A 15,016-nucleotide genomic window follows, 5' to 3' on the forward strand; every position below is an offset into this window, starting at 1 on the left:
GGGTCAGACGGCGTCGGCGCCCTCGGGCGTCTTCGTCGGCACGCTCTGCAGCCGCGGCGCGCTCGCCTCGACCACGCGCGGTCCGGTGTTGCCGCGCAGGCCCAGCCAGCTGATCACCGCGACCAGCGCGAAGGCGACGGCGCCGATCCCGAAGGTCAGGGTGAAGCCCGATTCGGCGGGCAGCGGCGGGACCCCGGCGGGCAGGTGCTCGATCGTCTTGGACGCCAGGATCGTGGTGACGATGGCGCTGCCGATCGCGCTGCCGGTGGAGCGGGAGATGGAGTTGATGCCGTTGGCGATGCCGCTCTGGTGGTGCGGGACGCTCGCCATGATGACGGCGGGCATGGACGCGTAGCCGAAGCTGACGGCCGCGCCGACGACGATCCCGGCGCCGATCACGGAGAAGGCGTGCTCGTGGTCCAGGGTCAGCCAGCCGAAGCCGACGGCGCCGAGCGCGGCGGCCACGGCGAGGGCGATCCGCGGCCCGCGGTGGCGGACCAGCTGGCCGCCGACCGGGGAGGCGAGCAGCGAGACGATCGCGCCGGGCAGCAGGAACTGGACGGAGGCGCGCAGGATGGACGCGTCGAAGCCGTAGCCGGTGAGCGCCTCGGGCATCTGCACGAGGTAGGAGACGCCGAGGAAGTTCGCGAACATCCCGAAGCCGACCAGGATGCCGGCCAGGTTCGCCATGAGGACCGGGCGGTGGACGAACATCCGCATGTCGACGAGCGGCTCGCGGACCTTCAGCTCGGTGAAGACCCACACGGCGCCCATGACCACGGCGCCGGCGAAGCTGCCCAGCGTGCGGCCGGAGGACCAGCCCCACTCGTGCCCCTGGGAGATCGGCAGCAGGAGCAGCAGCAGCGCGATGCCGAGGGTCAGCGCGCCGAGGATGTCGGTGCGGCCGCCGGTCTTGTGGCGGGTGGCCGGGACGAGGAAGAGGACCGCGAGCAGGGCGAGGACGGCGAAGCCGGTCGCCATCCAGAAGGCGTTGCGGTAGTCGGCGTCCTTGCCCGAGGTGAGCAGGCCGGTGGCGACGAGCGCGAGCCCGCTGCCGAAGGCGAGGGTGCCGCTGACCAGGGCCATCGCACCGGGGAGCTTCTGCGGGCGGACCTCCTCGCGCAGCACCGACAGGGCCAGCGGGAAGATCGCGGTCGCGGCGCCCTGGAGCACGCGGCCGAGGATCAGCAGCGGGAGCGAGGTCGCCAGCGCGGCGATGACGGAACCGACGACCATGACGCCGAGGACGGCGATCAGGGTCGGCTTCTTGCCGTGCTGGTCGCCGAAGCGGCCGAGCAGCGGGGTGAAGACCGCGGCGGAGAGCAGGGTGGCGGTGGTCACCCAGCTCACGTTGGCGGTGGACGTACCGAGATCGGTCCGGATCAGACCCAGGATCGGGACGGGCAGGGTCTGCATCATCGACACGACCATGGCGGCGAGGCTCAGGGCGAAGACGATGACCGTCTCGTTCCTTTGCCCGGCGGCAGCGGGGGCGGATGCGGGGGTGCTCATGGCTGGCAGGACCTTCTCATGGCTTCAGAACGCTGGGGTTTCACTCAGATTCGCTTCAGACCACAGATGTTTGAGTGCATCAAGCAATTGGTCAGGGGGATGACGTTAGACCTGGATAGTTAAGGACGTCAAGTAAATGATTGATGACATCAAGCACTCCGAGTACACTCCAGGCATGAGCGCCACCGCACCGCCCTCGCCCGCCAAGCTCCAGCTGCTGGAGCTCCTCGCCGCGATCGCCACCGCCCAGTGGCGGGACTTCGCCGCCGCGGCGGCCCGTCACGGCCTCACCTCCACCCAGGCCAAGGCCCTCGCCCAGCTCGACGAACCGGTCCCGATGCGCGGGCTCGCCACCCTGCTGGTGTGTGACGCATCCAACGTCACCGGGATCGTCGACCGGCTGGAGGCCCGCGAACTCGTCCGGCGCGAGGCGGACCCCGCCGACCGCCGGGTCAAGAACGTCGTGGCCACCGACGCGGGCCGCGAGATCATCCGGCGCGTGCGCGAGGAGATGCAGGCCACGCACGGCGCGCTCGACACCCTCGACGAGGACGAGAGCGCGACCCTCTACGCCCTGCTGGCGCGGCTGCGCCCGACGATGGAGAGCAAGGCGCTCTGAACGGCCGCCCGCCGGTGCCCTGGCCGGGGGTGCCGGACCAGGGCCTGTCGTCGAAGTCGACTCCGCCGGGGTCCCGTGCGGTCGAGGCCACTTTTCGCGAACCCGTGCCCAGCGGGGTCCGGGCGGACGAAGATGGACGACGTCGGACACCGGCAGCCGGGTGGGGGAGCGTGGTGGAGCCGCGGGACGAGGACGGCGCCGCCCTGGAGGACCACGACGAGGAGCGGCGGCCGGCCGCCCTGGCCGAACTCCGCGCGCGCCTGCTGGACGGCCGCGACAAGGCGGGCCTGAGCATGACGCAGTGGGCCGCGCGGGCCGGGTTGGGGCGGACCACCCTGTACGAGGCGTTCAAGGGCGCGGAGCCACCGTCGGGGAGGGTCGTGGCCGCCCTGGCGAAGCCGCTGCGCCTCCCCGTGGACCCGCTGCTGGACCTGCGCCGACGGGCCGGGGCCCGGGTCGGGGCCGGGGTCGGGGTCGGGGTCGGGCCGGGGGAACCACCGGACGCCGGCGCCGTCCCGGTCGGGGTGGGGCGGCCGATCGCGCAGTGCGATCCGATCGACCTGGAGGTGCACCCCAGTGCCGATCCCGTCGGCCTGCGCAGTCCCGGCAGCAGGGGAGCGGCGGGCTCGGGCGCCCTGCCGGGGTACGTGCGCCGGGAACACGACGCCGTGTTGCGGCGGGCGGTGGACACGGCCGCCGGAGGAACCAGCGCGATGGTGGTGCTGGTGGGATCGTCCTCGACGGGCAAGACCAGGGCCTGTTGGGAAGCGGTCCGGCCACTGGCCCGGCACGGATGGAGGCTGTGGCACCCCTACGACCCGTCCCGGGCCGGGGCCGCCCTGGCGGACATCGAGCGCGTGGCGCCGCGCACGGTGGTCTGGCTGAACGAGGCCCAGCACTACCTGGGCGCGGACGGCGCCACCGGCGAGCGGGTGGCCGCCGCGCTGCGGACCCTGCTCGGCGATCCGCGGCGCGCCCCGGTCCTGGTCCTGGCCACCTTGTGGCCCGACTACGCCCGCGCGTACGCGGCCCTGCCCGGTGCGCAGCCCGGCCCGGGTCCCTCCGGACAGGTCCGACAGCTGCTGGAGGGGCGGATCGTCGTCGTGCCCGACGCGTTCGACCAGGAGGCATTGGACGCCGCCGCCGTCCTGGCCGCGGCGGGCGACGTACAACTGGCGCGTTCGCTGGCGCTGGTGAGCGACGGGCACCTGACGCAGCAGCTGGCCGGGGCTCCCCAACTCCTGCACCGCTACCGGGCCGCGGGTCCCGCCGAGCGGGCGCTGTTGCGCGCGGCGATGGACGCCCGACGGCTCGGCGTCGGGCCGCACCTGCCGGGCGCGTTCCTGACCGATGCCGTCGCGGACTACCTCACCGAAGGGGAGTACGACGCCCTCGCCGACGGCTGGGACCAGCACGCCTATCCCCGTCTCGCCGAGCCCGTGCACGGGAACCTGGCCCCGCTGCGCCGGGTCCGGCCGCGCCCCCTTCGACGCACGACCGGTCCGTCGGGTGCGCCCGGCCCCGCGGCGCTCCCGGCGCAGGCGCCGAGCGGGCCCCGCTACCGGCTCGCGGACTACCTCGAACAGCACGGGCGCGCCGAGGGCCACGCGCAATGCCCTCCGGAGTCGTTCTGGCAGGCGGCCCACGACCACCTCACCGAGGCCGAGGACGTCTACCGCCTCGCCGGGGCCGCGGGTGACCGCTGCCGCTCACGGTGGGCGCACCACCTCACCGTACGGGCGGCCGAACTGGGACACGGTCACGCGCTCGCGAAGCTCGCCGCCGAGCACGAAGCGGCCGGGGACCGCACGGAGGCCGAACGGCTGTACCGGCGGGCCGCCGATCGGGGCGACGCGTTCTGCCTGTACGAGCTGGCCCAGAAGCGGGAGCAGGACCTCGGACGCGGGTACCGCCTCCCCTCCGCCGTCCGGCCCGCCCCTCCCGGTTCCGCCGGCCGGGCAGCCGCACCGGGCGGTGTGTTCCCGCCGTTCCGGCCGCGCGAGCGGGGGACGCCCGGCGGTCTCCGCTGGAGCGGGGCATCCCTCCACTCCTCCTTGCGCTACGGCCGACCGGGCGGGTACTGCGCCAACGGCGTGCAGGACGAGGCGCAGGAGGCGCGGGCACGGGCCGACGTCGTCCGCCTCTATCGGCTGGCTTCCGACCACGGCGCCGCGCGCGCCACGACCTGGTTGACCCGGCTGGCGGAGGAGGCGGGGGACCGGGACGAGGCCGAGCGCCTGGCGCTGCTGACGTCCGAGCAGAGCCACCCCACCGCCCTGCAGTGGCTGTCGGTCCTGCGGGACGGGGCCGGGGACCGGGACGAGGCGGAGCGCCTCGCCCTGCTGGCGGACCGGCGGGCCCACCACCCCGAGGCCCTGATGGGCCTCGCGGACCGACGGGAGAAGGCGGGGGAGCGGGACGAGGCCGAGCGCATCGCCCGGTTGGCCGCCCACCACGGCAACCCCCGCGTGCTGTCCCTCATCGCGGGCCGGCGCCTGGACGCGGGCGAGCGCGGGGACGCCGACCGGCTCTACCGGCTCGCCGCCGACCGCGGCGACGGCCACGGCTTCTACAAGCTCGTCGCGTTGCGGGAGGAGGACGGAGAGTTCGAGGAGGCCGAACGGCTCGCCCTGGAGAGCGGAGGTCTCGGCCATCTCGCGGAGCGGCGCGAGCGGGCCGGTGACTGGGACCGCGCCCTGCGCCTCTACTGGCTGGACTTCGAGCAGGGTCATGCGTGGTCGCTGGTCCCCGTCGCGAAGATGTGCGAGCGGGCCGGATACGAGGAGGAGGCGGAGGGGCTCTACCGGCTCGCCGCCGACCACGGCGTCACCCGTGCACTGGCCCGGCTCTCGGAGCTGCGGGAAGCCGCCGGGGACCGGGCGGAGGCCGAACGGTTCGCCGTCCTGGCCGCCGGCGACGGGGGGTCCGGCGAGGCCCTCGACCGCCTGGTGTCGAACAGGGCCCGGGCGGGCGAGGCCGAGGAGGCCGAGCGCCTGGCCGTCCTGGCCGCCGACCGAGGCCGCACCGGAGCGCTGCGGGAGCTCGCGCTGGAGCGGGAGCGGGCGGGCGAGCACCAGGAGGCCGAGCGCCTCGCCCTCCTCGCGGCCGACCTCGAAGCGGCGAACAGACCCGGCGACGCCCTGAGCCGGATCGTCGTGAGCCGGGAGGAAGCCGGCGCATGGCAGGACGCCGAGCGCCTGGCCCGGCTGGCCGCCGACCGGGGCCTGGCCAGGGACGCGATCCTGTGGGGATGGCACACGGTGAACTGGCCGCACGGCCTGGAACCGGACGGGACGCGGAGCGCGCCCTGGGAGTGACGGCCTCGCCGGTGGCGCCTCAGAGCGCGCCGCCGCTCCGGGGGAGGACGGGGGCTTCGAGCGAGGGGTCGACCAGGACGGGGTCCTGCGACCGGGCCCCGGCCAGCACCGCCGGGTCGAGGCGGGCGACGGCCAGCCCGGGGTCATCGGTACCGGCGTCGCAGAGCAGGGTGCCGTCCGGATTCCAGACCGCGCTGCGGCCGCAGCCGTCGTACGGGCCGCTGGGGCGGCAGTGGTTGGCGAGCAGGACGTAACTGGTGTTGTCCAGGGCCCGGGCGGGGAACACCGTGGCGAGCTGGCGCTCGCCGTCGCCCCGGCCGAACATCGCACCGACCAGGTACGCGTGGGCGCCGCCCCGTACGGCCGCGCGGGCGTGCTCCGGGAAGCCGGAGTCCCAACAGATGCCGAGCCCGAGGCGCCACCCGTCCAGCGAGAGCGTGCACCCGCGCGGGCCCGCGCCGAAACCGGCGGCCCGCTCGCCGGGCGTGACGTGCTGCTTGTCGTACTGGGCCGCGCGGTGACCGTCCCGGCCCAGGACCAGGGTCGAGATGCGCAGCTCCCCGGTCCCGGCGTCCCGCGCGGGGGCCCCGACGACCACTGCGGTACGGGTCGCGGCGCAGGCGGCGGCCAGTACGTCCAGCCGGGAGTCCCCCGGAACCGGCACGTGCCGGGCGGGGTCGGCGGCGATGCCCGACAGCTCGTAGCCGGTGAGGAAGAGCTCCGGCAGGACCAGCAGGTCACCGCCCCGGTCGGCGGCGCGGCGGACCAGATCGGCCGCGGTGGCGGCATTGGCGGCGACATCCAGCGCGGCGCAGGCGGCCTGGCCCGCGACGACGGTCAGCGGGGCGGCGGGAAGGCCATGAAGATCATCCATGGACCACCAGACTACCCGAGCGATCCGGGCGGCCCCGGCCCAGCTGCCCCACCACCAGCTGCCCCACCACGGCCTACGCCACCACCGCCTACGCCGACGGCACCTATGCCGCCGGCACCAGGGTCGCCGGCAGGTACGGGGACCGCACCGGCACCTCCCAGCCGGCCCGGCGGGCCAGGCAGACCAGCGCCAGGACGTCCGGGTTGAGCAGGGCATCGGGGTCGGTGGCGTTCTCGCCGACCTCGTAGTGGTCGCGGTGCTCCTCCAGCGCGTCCGCCAGCGCCAGCGCGAAACCCTCCCGGTCGCCCGCGGCCAGCTGCGACAGCAACACCACGGGCGGGAGCAGGTAGTTGAAGTGACGCATCCGGAACGCCTCCGCCGCCGCCCCGCGCAGCGCGGGCTCCGCGTCGACCCCGCGCAGGTGGTCGTGCAGCGCCGTCGCGTAGGCACGGACCGCCGTCGCCCTGCCGCCGCTGCCGAAGGGGTCCGGGCCGATCCGGACGCACTCGGCCAACAGGGCGTCCTCCCCCGAGACCACGGCCGCCGCCGTCGCCCGCATCCACTGCGCCGGGCCCACCGCGTTCGGGCGGCCCCCCGCGGGCAGCGCGCGCGTCACGCCGCCGACGGTCACCTCCGGCTCGGTGCCCGGCTCGGCCGCCGCGAGCCGGAAGGCCGCCGTCCCCGCCTCGGCGGCGCGCACCAGTGCCCCGTGCCCGCGCCCGTCGTCCGCGGTGGGGTCGCCCGTCACGCTCCGTTGGAAGAGCCGGAACTGGTCGTCCATCACGCTCGGCAGCTCCCGCGCGACGTGCGCCGGTTGCTCCTCGGGATCGGCGAACTCCGCCGCGCTGCGAGCCAGGTACTGGTCGTACCGCTCGGCCTGCTCGGCCCGCGCCGGATCGGTCGACTCCTGGCCCTGCGACCGGCGCGGCCCGTCCACCACCAGCGGTCCGGCGGCCAGCGCCGCGAGGGCGTCCGGCCGCTTGTCCGCGCCGAAGGCCCGTACCCGGGGCACCGGCGGGGCGAAACCGCCGAGCGCGGCCGCGGGCAGGTACGCGGAGTCCACGCCGGGCTGCCAGCCCTTCCACCGCTGCGCCAGCGAGGCGAGCGCGAGGGCATCCAGCGGCAGCAGCGAACGCGGGTGCGGCTTCGCCGTCGCCGCCTGCCGCTCCCGGTACTGCGTCAGCTGCGCGGCCAACGCCGCCGTGAAACCCTCCCGGTCGTCCGCCGCCAGGGCCCGCAAGGTGGCCAGGGCCGCCCGGTCGTGGGACCGGTCGCTGCCCGGGCCCAGCTCCCGGACCAGTACGTCGATGAACGCGGCGCGCTGCTCGTCGGTGACCGGACCCGCCGCGCCGCCGGCTTCCGCGCTCCCGAGCACCCCGTACACGAAGGCCGACAGGGCGTGGACGAGCGCCACATCGGCCCGGTCCTCCTGCCCGCCGCGCGACGGTACCGCGCTGAGGAAGAGCGCCCCGTCGCGGTCGGTGTCCCCGGCCACGCACGCGAGGAAGAAGGTGTCCAGCCAGTCGTATGCGGGAACGTCGCCGGCGAGCTCCTCCCGGTCGTAGACCACACCGGTACCCGTGTACTCGATGAACACGTCCCCCACCCGCTGGGGCCACGCGGTCAGGGCGAACGAGCCCAGCGCGGCCGCGGCGGCCGACTCGAAGGCGAGCTTGCAGTCCTTCCCGGCGAGCGCCGGATTGTCCACGGACCGCGCGCCCACGTAGTCGAGGAAGGACTCGCAGATCATCTCCCAGCCGTACTGCGGGGATTCGTCGTGCTGCATCCGGTGCACGTCACCGGCCATCCGCTCGGCGAAATCCGTGACCGCGGCGGACAACGCCGCCTCCCCGACCGCATGGCGCTCGATGTGCACCCGTAACCTCCCACGATTCGCTGCCGGATGGCCTCATCCGATCTTGTCCGCCCAGCATAGGCGGGGGGTCCGACAACGGGTCCGATGCCGGTCCGACAGCGTTTCGGCGCTGGTGGAAGCGCCGTTAATCGATACCGGCGGGCAGCGGCCCCGGGGCAGACTGGAGGCTCGCAACCAGGAGGAATCCCATGAGCCAGGCGCCCCTGACTCTCAAAGAACTGATGCCGCCCGACGAGCTCGCGGCGGCCCTCGATGCCGGGCACGTCACGCGCAAGTCGCACCCCGAGCTGCCGCTGTCGATCTACACCTACACGCGGACCTGTCAGTACGAGCGGGTCTGGAACCGGGTCACCACCCGGTGCCGGGGGCTGGTCGCCGACGACGCGACCGGCGAGATCGTCGCGCTGCCCCTGCCGAAGTTCTTCAACGTCGGTGAGCACACGGCCGGTCAGCCCTACGCGCCCGCCCTGCCCGACGAGCCCTTCGAGGTGTACGAGAAGGTCGACGGGAGCCTCGCCGTCGTCTTCCACCACGCCGGAGCGTGGCGGGTCGCGTCCAAGGGGTCGTTCATCAGCGAGCAGGCCACCTGGGCCCAGCGGTACCTCGACGCCAAGGACACCTCCGCGCTCGTCCGGGGCGTGACCTACCTGGCCGAGATCCTCTACCCGCAGAACCGGATCGTCGTCGACTACGGCGACCGCCGGGACCTGGTGCTGCTCGCCGCGATGGACCGCGACGGCTCCGAAACGCCGTTGGCGTCCGCCGCGCACGACTGGCAGGGGATCGGTTCCGTCGTCACCACGTGGCCCGCGATGCCGCTGGCCGAGCTGATCGCGCGGACCGAGTCCAGCACGCTGCCGGACGGCGCCGCGGCGACCGGCACCGATGCCGAGGGCTTCGTGCTGCGCTACGCCTCCGGTGTCCGGGTGAAGGCCAAGATCGCCGAATACGTACGCCTCCACAAGGTCCTGACCGGCGTCACCGAACGCGACATCTGGCGCGGCCACGGCATCCAGCGGTTCGCCGCCCTGCCCGCCCGGCAGGTCGCCCAGGGGCTCGGCTGCTCGCTCGCCGAGGTCCGCGCCCACGGCGGCGCACCGCTCGACGCGCTCCTCGAACAGGTCCCGGACGAGTTCGACAGCTGGGTCCGAGAGATGATCGCGGGGATGGAACGCGCCGCGACCGACCGCGAACGCGCCATCGACGAGGCCTTCCGGGAGATCGCGCACCTCGGCGACGACCGGGGCGCCTTCGCCCGCGCCACGCGGGCGGTGGCCGACCCGGGCGTCCGGGCGGCCATGTTCCTGCGGCTCGACGCACGGCCGACCGACCTCGTCACCTGGCGGGCGGTGCGGCCGCGGGCGTCCGACCCGTTCACGACCGATGAGGAGAACTGACCAGTGCCTGTCGTCCACGTCATGACGGGGCTGCCCGCGTCGGGCAAGACCACCGCCGCGCGCTCGCTCCAGGCGGAGTCCGGGGGCCGGATGCGCCGCGTCAACCTCGATGACCTGCGGTCGATGCTCGACGTCCCCGCCGCGGAGGGGGAGCGGTCCTTCGCGCACGAGCAGACCGTCCTCGCGATCCAGGACGCCGCCGTGCGCACCGCCGTCGAGGGCGGGTTCGACGTGGTCGTCGACAACACCCACCTGACGCAGCACGTCCCCAAGCGGCTGAAGGCGGCCGTCGCCGGGCGGGCCACCTTCGTCGTCCACGACTTCACCGACGTGCCGGTCGAGGAGTGCGTGCGCCGGGACGCCGAGCGGGAGCGGTCCGTCGGCGAGGAGATCATCCGGATCCTGGCCGAGAAGCACGCGAAGGCCACGAAGGGCGGCTGGCGACTCACCGAGGCCTGGCTGAACGACCAGCCGGACGTCGAGCCCTACGTCGCCGACCCGACCCTGCCGGCCGCCGTGATGTGCGACATCGACGGGACGCTCGCGCTGCGGGGCGACCGCGGCCCGTACGACTTCTCGCGCTGCGGGACCGACCTCCTCAACGCCTCCGTCCGGCACGCCCTCACCGCCTTCCGCCGGGCCGACGGCGACACCGTCGTGCTGCTGTCGGGGCGCAGCGAGGAACACCGTCCGCAGACGGAGGAATGGCTCGCGCGGTACGACGTGCCGTACGACGAGTTGTGGATGCGGGCCGCCGGCGACCACCGGCAGGACGACGTGGTGAAGGCCGAACTCTTCGACCAGCACGTGCGCCACCGCTTCGCGGTCCGCGTATCGCTGGACGACCGGGACCGGGTGGTCGCCATCTGGCGCCGGATGGGGCTGCCCACCTGGCAGGTCAACTACGGGGCCTTCTGAGCCCGGACCTCCCGCGGGTCCGCCCGCCCGCGCCCCCGTCGGGGCGCGGGCGCAGCCCTCACGCCGGGTCGGACTCCTCGCAGGGCTCCTCCTCCGAGCCGTCCCCGTGCCCCGGCGGGCAGGGCGGACACAGGCGGGAGTACGCGGCCATGACCTCCTCCACCACCTGGTTCCGCTTGCGCAGGCACGCCGCCTTGCGCGACTCCTCCTTGCACATCAACTCGGCCCGCGCCCCCTCCAGGACGGCGATGGCCTGCCACCCCTTGAGCACGCACAGCAGCACCTTGCACAGGCACTCCACGTAGGCCGAGACGGTGGCGAAGCCGCGCCACGCATCGTGGATCCGGCGCCGCAGCACCAGCAACCGGGCGTACAGCCGGACGACGTCCTTGCCCACGACCGGGTCGGCGGCGTCGGCGAGCAACTGCGCCGCGTCCGTGCGGATCCTGGCGGCCCGCTCCGGCAGCGCCGTCAGCTCCCCGTCCAAGGAGACGAAGCACGCCGTGTCCCGCAGCACCTCCGCCGTGTAGCGGGCGATCCGGGCCGACAGCGTGGCGACGGTGTCGTCCTCGCCGACCCCGTCGTCGAAATCGCAGTCGCAGTCGTCCACACAGCAGCCCCAGCCGTCCGAGCATTCGCTGATCTCCTCGAACACCTCCTCCACGGCCTCGCGCAGACAGTGCCGCTGCTCGGGCGTGATCCGGCAGCGGATCTGTTCGCGGACCCGGTCGAGGACCTCGCCCGCCACCTCCAGATCGCCCTGGGCGGTGTGCCGGGCCTTCGCGTACTCCACGCGCGCGGCGCCCAGCTTCTCCTGGAACTCACGCAGCTGCGGCAGGTGTTCCTGGGTGACCTCGGCGCGGCGCTGGATCCCCTTGGCGCTGCACGCGAGATCGTCGATGGCGCCGAGGTCACAGTCGGTGCCGGCCGGCCGGGGGTGCGAGGTGCTGCTCATGAGGGCTCTCCTTCTCGATGGGGCAGGCGCACCGAGTGTGGGCCGCAGGGTGTCACCGGTCCGTCGCCCGCGGCCCGCAACGCCGGCGTGACGGGCGGGCCGCAGCATCGGAGCATGGCTGGATACCGGGCACTCGCCGCCGTGGGGCGCAGCGTCGTGACGCTGCTCAACGCGGGCTTCCGCGCGGAGATCCCCGACGGGCCGCGCCGCCCGGAGGCGGTCCTCGCGGGGCCCGTCGACTTCGACCGGGTGGGCACCACGGACGCCCTCATCCGCCGCCCGGCCGTCACGGTCTACTGCTACCGGCTGAGCGTCGACCACGACACCCGGCCGGCGTGGGCCGCCCTGGCCGCGCAGGACGGGCTGCCCCGACTGCCGCTGCGGATGCACCTGTTGCTCGCGGCCTGGGACGAGGTCGTGGAGTCCGAGCTGGAATGGCTCGGGCTCGCCGTCCGGATCCTGGAGAGCGCGGGACCCCTCACCGGACCGCTCCTGGACCCGACCGGCGGCTGGTTGCCGGGGGACACCGTACAGATCGTGCCCGACGAGCTGGCGATGGATTCGATGAGCGAGGCGTTCCAGGCGATGACCACCGACTACCGGCTCTCCCTGCCCTACCTCGCCCGGGTCGTACGCATCGACGGCCGCCGCTTCCCCGTGCCCGGCGAGGTCACCACGGTGGCCGTCGCCACCTCGGAGCTGCCGCGATGACCGGCGCCGCGGACCCGGACCCGCGGGGCGCGGGGCCCGAGCCGCGCCTCACCGTCGCCCCCGGGGCGGCGGTCGTACTGCACCGGCTCGCCCTCGCCGTCCGCCCGCTCGACGCCCATACCCGGGGCCCGGCCGGTCCCGGGTTGCGGGTCGGCTGGGAGTCCGCCCGGATCCCCGGCCGCCGCCCCGGGCCGGACGACCCCGTGCGCGCCCTGGAGCGCCACGAACCGTCCGGATTCGTGCTCCGCTACGGGACCTCGGGCACCCCCGGCGAAGTCGGCGCCGCCGTGCGCGTACGGATCGACGACCCCGCCCGTCGCTGGATCCCGCGGCGGTTCGCCGTAGCGCTGTGGACCCGCGCCGAGCTGGCCGACGCCGACGCCGCGGCGCCCACCGGCCCCCGGGTCCGCGCCGACGCACGGCTGCTGCTGCCCTGGTTGCTCCCCGGGCCCGCCTACCCCGTCCCCCAGGGCATGACGGGGCTGCGGCTGCGCGTCACCCGCCCGGGACCAGGATCGGCCGACCCCGTGCGCTGGCCCCGGATCGAGGCGTTCGGCCCGGGCGGCACACTCCTCGGCTGGGCGCACGGCGACGAGCACGGACAGGCACTGCTGCTGATCGGCGGCGCCGCGCCCCTGCCCTTCCCGTCACCGCCCCGCGTCGCGATCGCCCTGCGCACCCACGCCCCGGACCCGGACCCGGCCCCGCACCCCGGCCCGCCCCCACCGCCCGACCCGCTCGCCGACCTGGTCGCGGAGACCGTCCGGCGCAGCGCCTCCCCGCCCGGCCCCCAGGACCTCGACAACGACGTGCTGCGCGGCCTCGCCCTGCCGCCCGGCTACCGCACCTGCGCCGCGGACACCGTCCGCACCCTCACCGTCGGCCGGGTGCTCCCCACCGATGACCTGCTCCACACCACCGACTGACCCGTGACCGAGGAGAGCCGTACATGCCCGAGTACCTGACCCCCGGCGTCTACGTCGAGGAGACCAGCTTCCGCTCCCGGTCCATCGAGGGCGTACCGACCAGCACCTTCGCCATGGCGGGGCGCACCGCGTACGGCCCCGTGCCCTACACCCTGCCCGACGGCGGCCCCACGGTCCTGCCCGCGCCGACACTGGTCACCAGCTACACCGAGTACGAACGGGCCTTCGGCGGCCTCACCATCGGCGACGACAACTGCCCGCTCGCGCTCGCCGCGCGCGCGTTCTTCGCCAACGGTGGACGGCGACTCTACGTCTCGCGGGTCTTCGTCTTCACCCGGACCACCGGCACGCCCCCCGTCATCGACGTCCCGCGGAACTTCGCCTCCGCCCAGGTGCCCGCGCAGGGGACCCCGTTGGTGCGCTGGCGGGCGCGCTGGCCCGGCTCGGCGGGCTCCCGGATCAGCGTCGCCGTGACCTTCCGCCGCGGCAAGAACATCCTCGTCCCGCGTCCGGGCGCGCTGCCCCGGCTCACCGGAGTGCGGCCCGGAGCCGCGGTGGAGGTCCTCCCGCTCGCCGGGGGCGAGGCCCCGTCCGTCCCCGACACCACGGCGCCGACACCGGGCAACGTCCGCATCGTGGCCCGCCGCGCCGACGGGGAGCTGGGGTACGTCGGACCGCAGGGCGCCTTCGAGCCCGTCGCGGCCGGCACCGCGGCCTTCCACCTCACCCTCGCCGTGACCGTGCGCGCCGGCGGCGAACGCACCGACGTGTACAACGAACTGGAGCTGGACGACGCCCACCCCCGCTCGGTGGCCCGCGTCCTGCAGGCCACCGACCCCGCCGACGAGTTCGCCCTGGTCTGGCTGGAGAACGTACCGCCCGCGACCGGCGCGCAGCCGGTGACCGCGGGCGCCCGGTTCACCGCGCTCCTCACCTCACCGCAGGGCCTCTACCTCGCCGGCGGCGGCGACGGGGACCCGCTCTCGGCGGCGGACCTCGGCGGCCGGGACGCCAACCCGGACAGCCTGACCGACCCCGCCCGCGGCCTCGGTGCGCTCGCCGAGATCGACGACATCGCCATCGTCGCGGTCCCGGACACCGTCACCCTCGCCGCCGCGGAGCAGAAGGCGGCCGTCGACCTCCTCATCGGCCACTGCGAGCGGCTCCGCTACCGCATCGCGGTGATCGACCCGCCCCAGGACAGCTCGATCTCCGAAGTCCGCCGCTTCCGGGCCCAGTTCGACAGCAAGTACGCGGCCCTCTACTACCCGTGGGTCAGGATCACCGACCCGGCCCGCCGCGCCGACCCCGGAGCCCCGGCGGCGCTCCTGGACGTACCGCCCTCGGGCTACGTCGCCGGGATCTACGCCCGCAGCGACATCGAGCGCGGAGTCCACAAGGCCCCGGCCAACGAGGTCCTCCTCGGCATCGACGACTTCACCACGAACGTCACCTACGACCGCCAGGCCGTGCTCAATCCCGAAGGCATCAACGCCCTGCGCTTCTTCGAGGGACGCGCCCGCCGCGTCTGGGGCGCCCGGACCATGAGTTCCGACCCCGAGTGGAAGTACGTGAACGTCCGCAGGCTCTTCATCTACCTGGAGCACTCGATCGACAAGTCGACCCAGTGGGCGGTGTTCGAGCCCAACAACGAGCGGCTCTGGGCCTCCGTCCGCCAGTCGGTCGAGGACTTCCTCATCGCGACCTGGCAGACCGGCGCCCTGCTGGGCAGCAAGCCCGAGGACGCGTTCTTCGTCCGCTGCGACCGCACCACGATGACGCAGAACGACCTCGACAACGGGCGGCTGGTCTGCCTGGTCGGCGTGGCCCCCACCTACCCCGCCGAGTTCGTCGTGTTCCGCGTCGGACAGTTCACGGCCGACGCCCAGCGCACCTGACGCGCCCCGCCAC

At 74.5% G+C, this 15,016-nt stretch carries 11 protein-coding genes; 7 read left to right on the top strand and 4 right to left on the bottom strand.

The window, feature by feature from the left end:
* Positions 1-3: 3 nt before the first annotated feature.
* On the bottom strand, positions 4-1,512 hold the full coding sequence (locus ACIBEA_RS02670; protein ID WP_399257132.1) for an MFS transporter: 1,509 nt from the start codon (positions 1,510-1,512) through the stop codon (positions 4-6).
* A 175-nt stretch (positions 1,513-1,687) separates the two neighbouring features.
* Between ACIBEA_RS02670 and ACIBEA_RS02675 the strand changes: the two genes are divergently transcribed.
* Both ACIBEA_RS02675 and ACIBEA_RS02680 read left to right on the top strand, forming a co-directional pair.
* Positions 1,688-2,131 carry a MarR family winged helix-turn-helix transcriptional regulator gene (locus ACIBEA_RS02675; RefSeq protein WP_399257134.1) on the top strand — a complete coding sequence of 148 codons (444 nt, stop codon included), beginning with the start codon at positions 1,688-1,690 and terminating at the stop codon, positions 2,129-2,131.
* A gap of 170 nt (positions 2,132-2,301) precedes the next feature.
* On the top strand, positions 2,302-5,448 hold the full coding sequence (locus ACIBEA_RS02680; RefSeq protein WP_399257136.1) for a helix-turn-helix domain-containing protein: 3,147 nt from the start codon (positions 2,302-2,304) through the stop codon (positions 5,446-5,448).
* A 19-nt stretch (positions 5,449-5,467) separates the two neighbouring features.
* Here the strand turns inward: ACIBEA_RS02680 and ACIBEA_RS02685 are convergent, their stop codons facing one another.
* Together ACIBEA_RS02685 and ACIBEA_RS02690 are read right to left on the bottom strand one after the other, a co-directional pair.
* A complete protein-coding gene (locus tag ACIBEA_RS02685) occupies positions 5,468-6,322 on the bottom strand; it encodes a carbon-nitrogen hydrolase family protein (RefSeq protein WP_399257138.1) in 855 nt (284 codons plus the stop codon).
* Positions 6,323-6,425: 103 nt separating this feature from the next.
* A complete protein-coding gene (locus ACIBEA_RS02690) occupies positions 6,426-8,198 on the bottom strand; it encodes an Imm49 family immunity protein (RefSeq protein ID WP_399257140.1) in 1,773 nt (590 codons plus the stop codon).
* A gap of 188 nt (positions 8,199-8,386) precedes the next feature.
* On the opposite strand from ACIBEA_RS02690, the gene ACIBEA_RS02695 reads away from it, so the two are divergent.
* Together ACIBEA_RS02695 and ACIBEA_RS02700 are read left to right on the top strand one after the other, a co-directional pair.
* Positions 8,387-9,595 (top strand): RNA ligase, encoded by a 1,209-nt coding sequence (locus ACIBEA_RS02695; protein WP_399257142.1) that lies wholly within the window; start codon positions 8,387-8,389, stop codon positions 9,593-9,595.
* A 3-nt stretch (positions 9,596-9,598) separates the two neighbouring features.
* A complete protein-coding gene (locus tag ACIBEA_RS02700) occupies positions 9,599-10,513 on the top strand; it encodes an AAA family ATPase (protein WP_399257144.1) in 915 nt (304 codons plus the stop codon).
* 58 nt (positions 10,514-10,571) lie between these two features.
* On the opposite strand, the gene ACIBEA_RS02705 is transcribed toward ACIBEA_RS02700, so the two are convergent.
* Positions 10,572-11,468, bottom strand: coding sequence for a hypothetical protein (locus tag ACIBEA_RS02705; RefSeq protein WP_399257146.1), 897 nt, complete (start codon positions 11,466-11,468; stop codon positions 10,572-10,574).
* Between the two features lie 114 nt (positions 11,469-11,582).
* Here ACIBEA_RS02705 and ACIBEA_RS02710 point away from each other — a divergent pair, with 114 nt between their 5' ends.
* From ACIBEA_RS02710 to ACIBEA_RS02720, 3 genes are read left to right on the top strand one after another with little or no spacing between them, the layout of a single operon-like run.
* Positions 11,583-12,179 (top strand): Pvc16 family protein, encoded by a 597-nt coding sequence (locus tag ACIBEA_RS02710; protein ID WP_399257148.1) that lies wholly within the window; start codon positions 11,583-11,585, stop codon positions 12,177-12,179.
* On the top strand, positions 12,176-13,105 hold the full coding sequence (locus ACIBEA_RS02715) for a hypothetical protein (RefSeq protein WP_399257150.1): 930 nt from the start codon (positions 12,176-12,178) through the stop codon (positions 13,103-13,105). The genes ACIBEA_RS02710 and ACIBEA_RS02715 overlap by 4 nt, the downstream gene beginning before the upstream one ends.
* A 23-nt stretch (positions 13,106-13,128) precedes the next feature.
* Positions 13,129-15,003, top strand: coding sequence for a phage tail sheath family protein (locus tag ACIBEA_RS02720; RefSeq protein ID WP_399257152.1), 1,875 nt, complete (start codon positions 13,129-13,131; stop codon positions 15,001-15,003).
* The last annotated feature ends 13 nt before the right edge of the window (positions 15,004-15,016 follow it).

The sequence above is a fragment of the Streptomyces sp. NPDC051555 genome, from assembly GCF_044454405.1.
In the GTDB taxonomy this organism is placed as follows: domain Bacteria; phylum Actinomycetota; class Actinomycetes; order Streptomycetales; family Streptomycetaceae; genus Streptomyces.

Excerpts from the sequence above, each read along its gene's own strand:
- ACIBEA_RS02670 (WP_399257132.1), bottom strand. The coding sequence starts at position 1,512 with ATGAGCACCCCCGCATCCGCCCCCGCTGCCGCCGGGCAAAGGAACGAG.
- ACIBEA_RS02675 (WP_399257134.1), top strand. The coding sequence starts at position 1,688 with ATGAGCGCCACCGCACCGCCCTCGCCCGCCAAGCTCCAGCTGCTGGAG.
- ACIBEA_RS02685 (WP_399257138.1), bottom strand. The coding sequence starts at position 6,322 with ATGGATGATCTTCATGGCCTTCCCGCCGCCCCGCTGACCGTCGTCGCG.
- ACIBEA_RS02695 (WP_399257142.1), top strand. The coding sequence starts at position 8,387 with ATGAGCCAGGCGCCCCTGACTCTCAAAGAACTGATGCCGCCCGACGAG.
- ACIBEA_RS02705 (WP_399257146.1), bottom strand. The coding sequence starts at position 11,468 with ATGAGCAGCACCTCGCACCCCCGGCCGGCCGGCACCGACTGTGACCTC.
- ACIBEA_RS02710 (WP_399257148.1), top strand. The coding sequence starts at position 11,583 with ATGGCTGGATACCGGGCACTCGCCGCCGTGGGGCGCAGCGTCGTGACG.
- ACIBEA_RS02715 (WP_399257150.1), top strand. The coding sequence starts at position 12,176 with ATGACCGGCGCCGCGGACCCGGACCCGCGGGGCGCGGGGCCCGAGCCG.
- ACIBEA_RS02720 (WP_399257152.1), top strand. The coding sequence starts at position 13,129 with ATGCCCGAGTACCTGACCCCCGGCGTCTACGTCGAGGAGACCAGCTTC.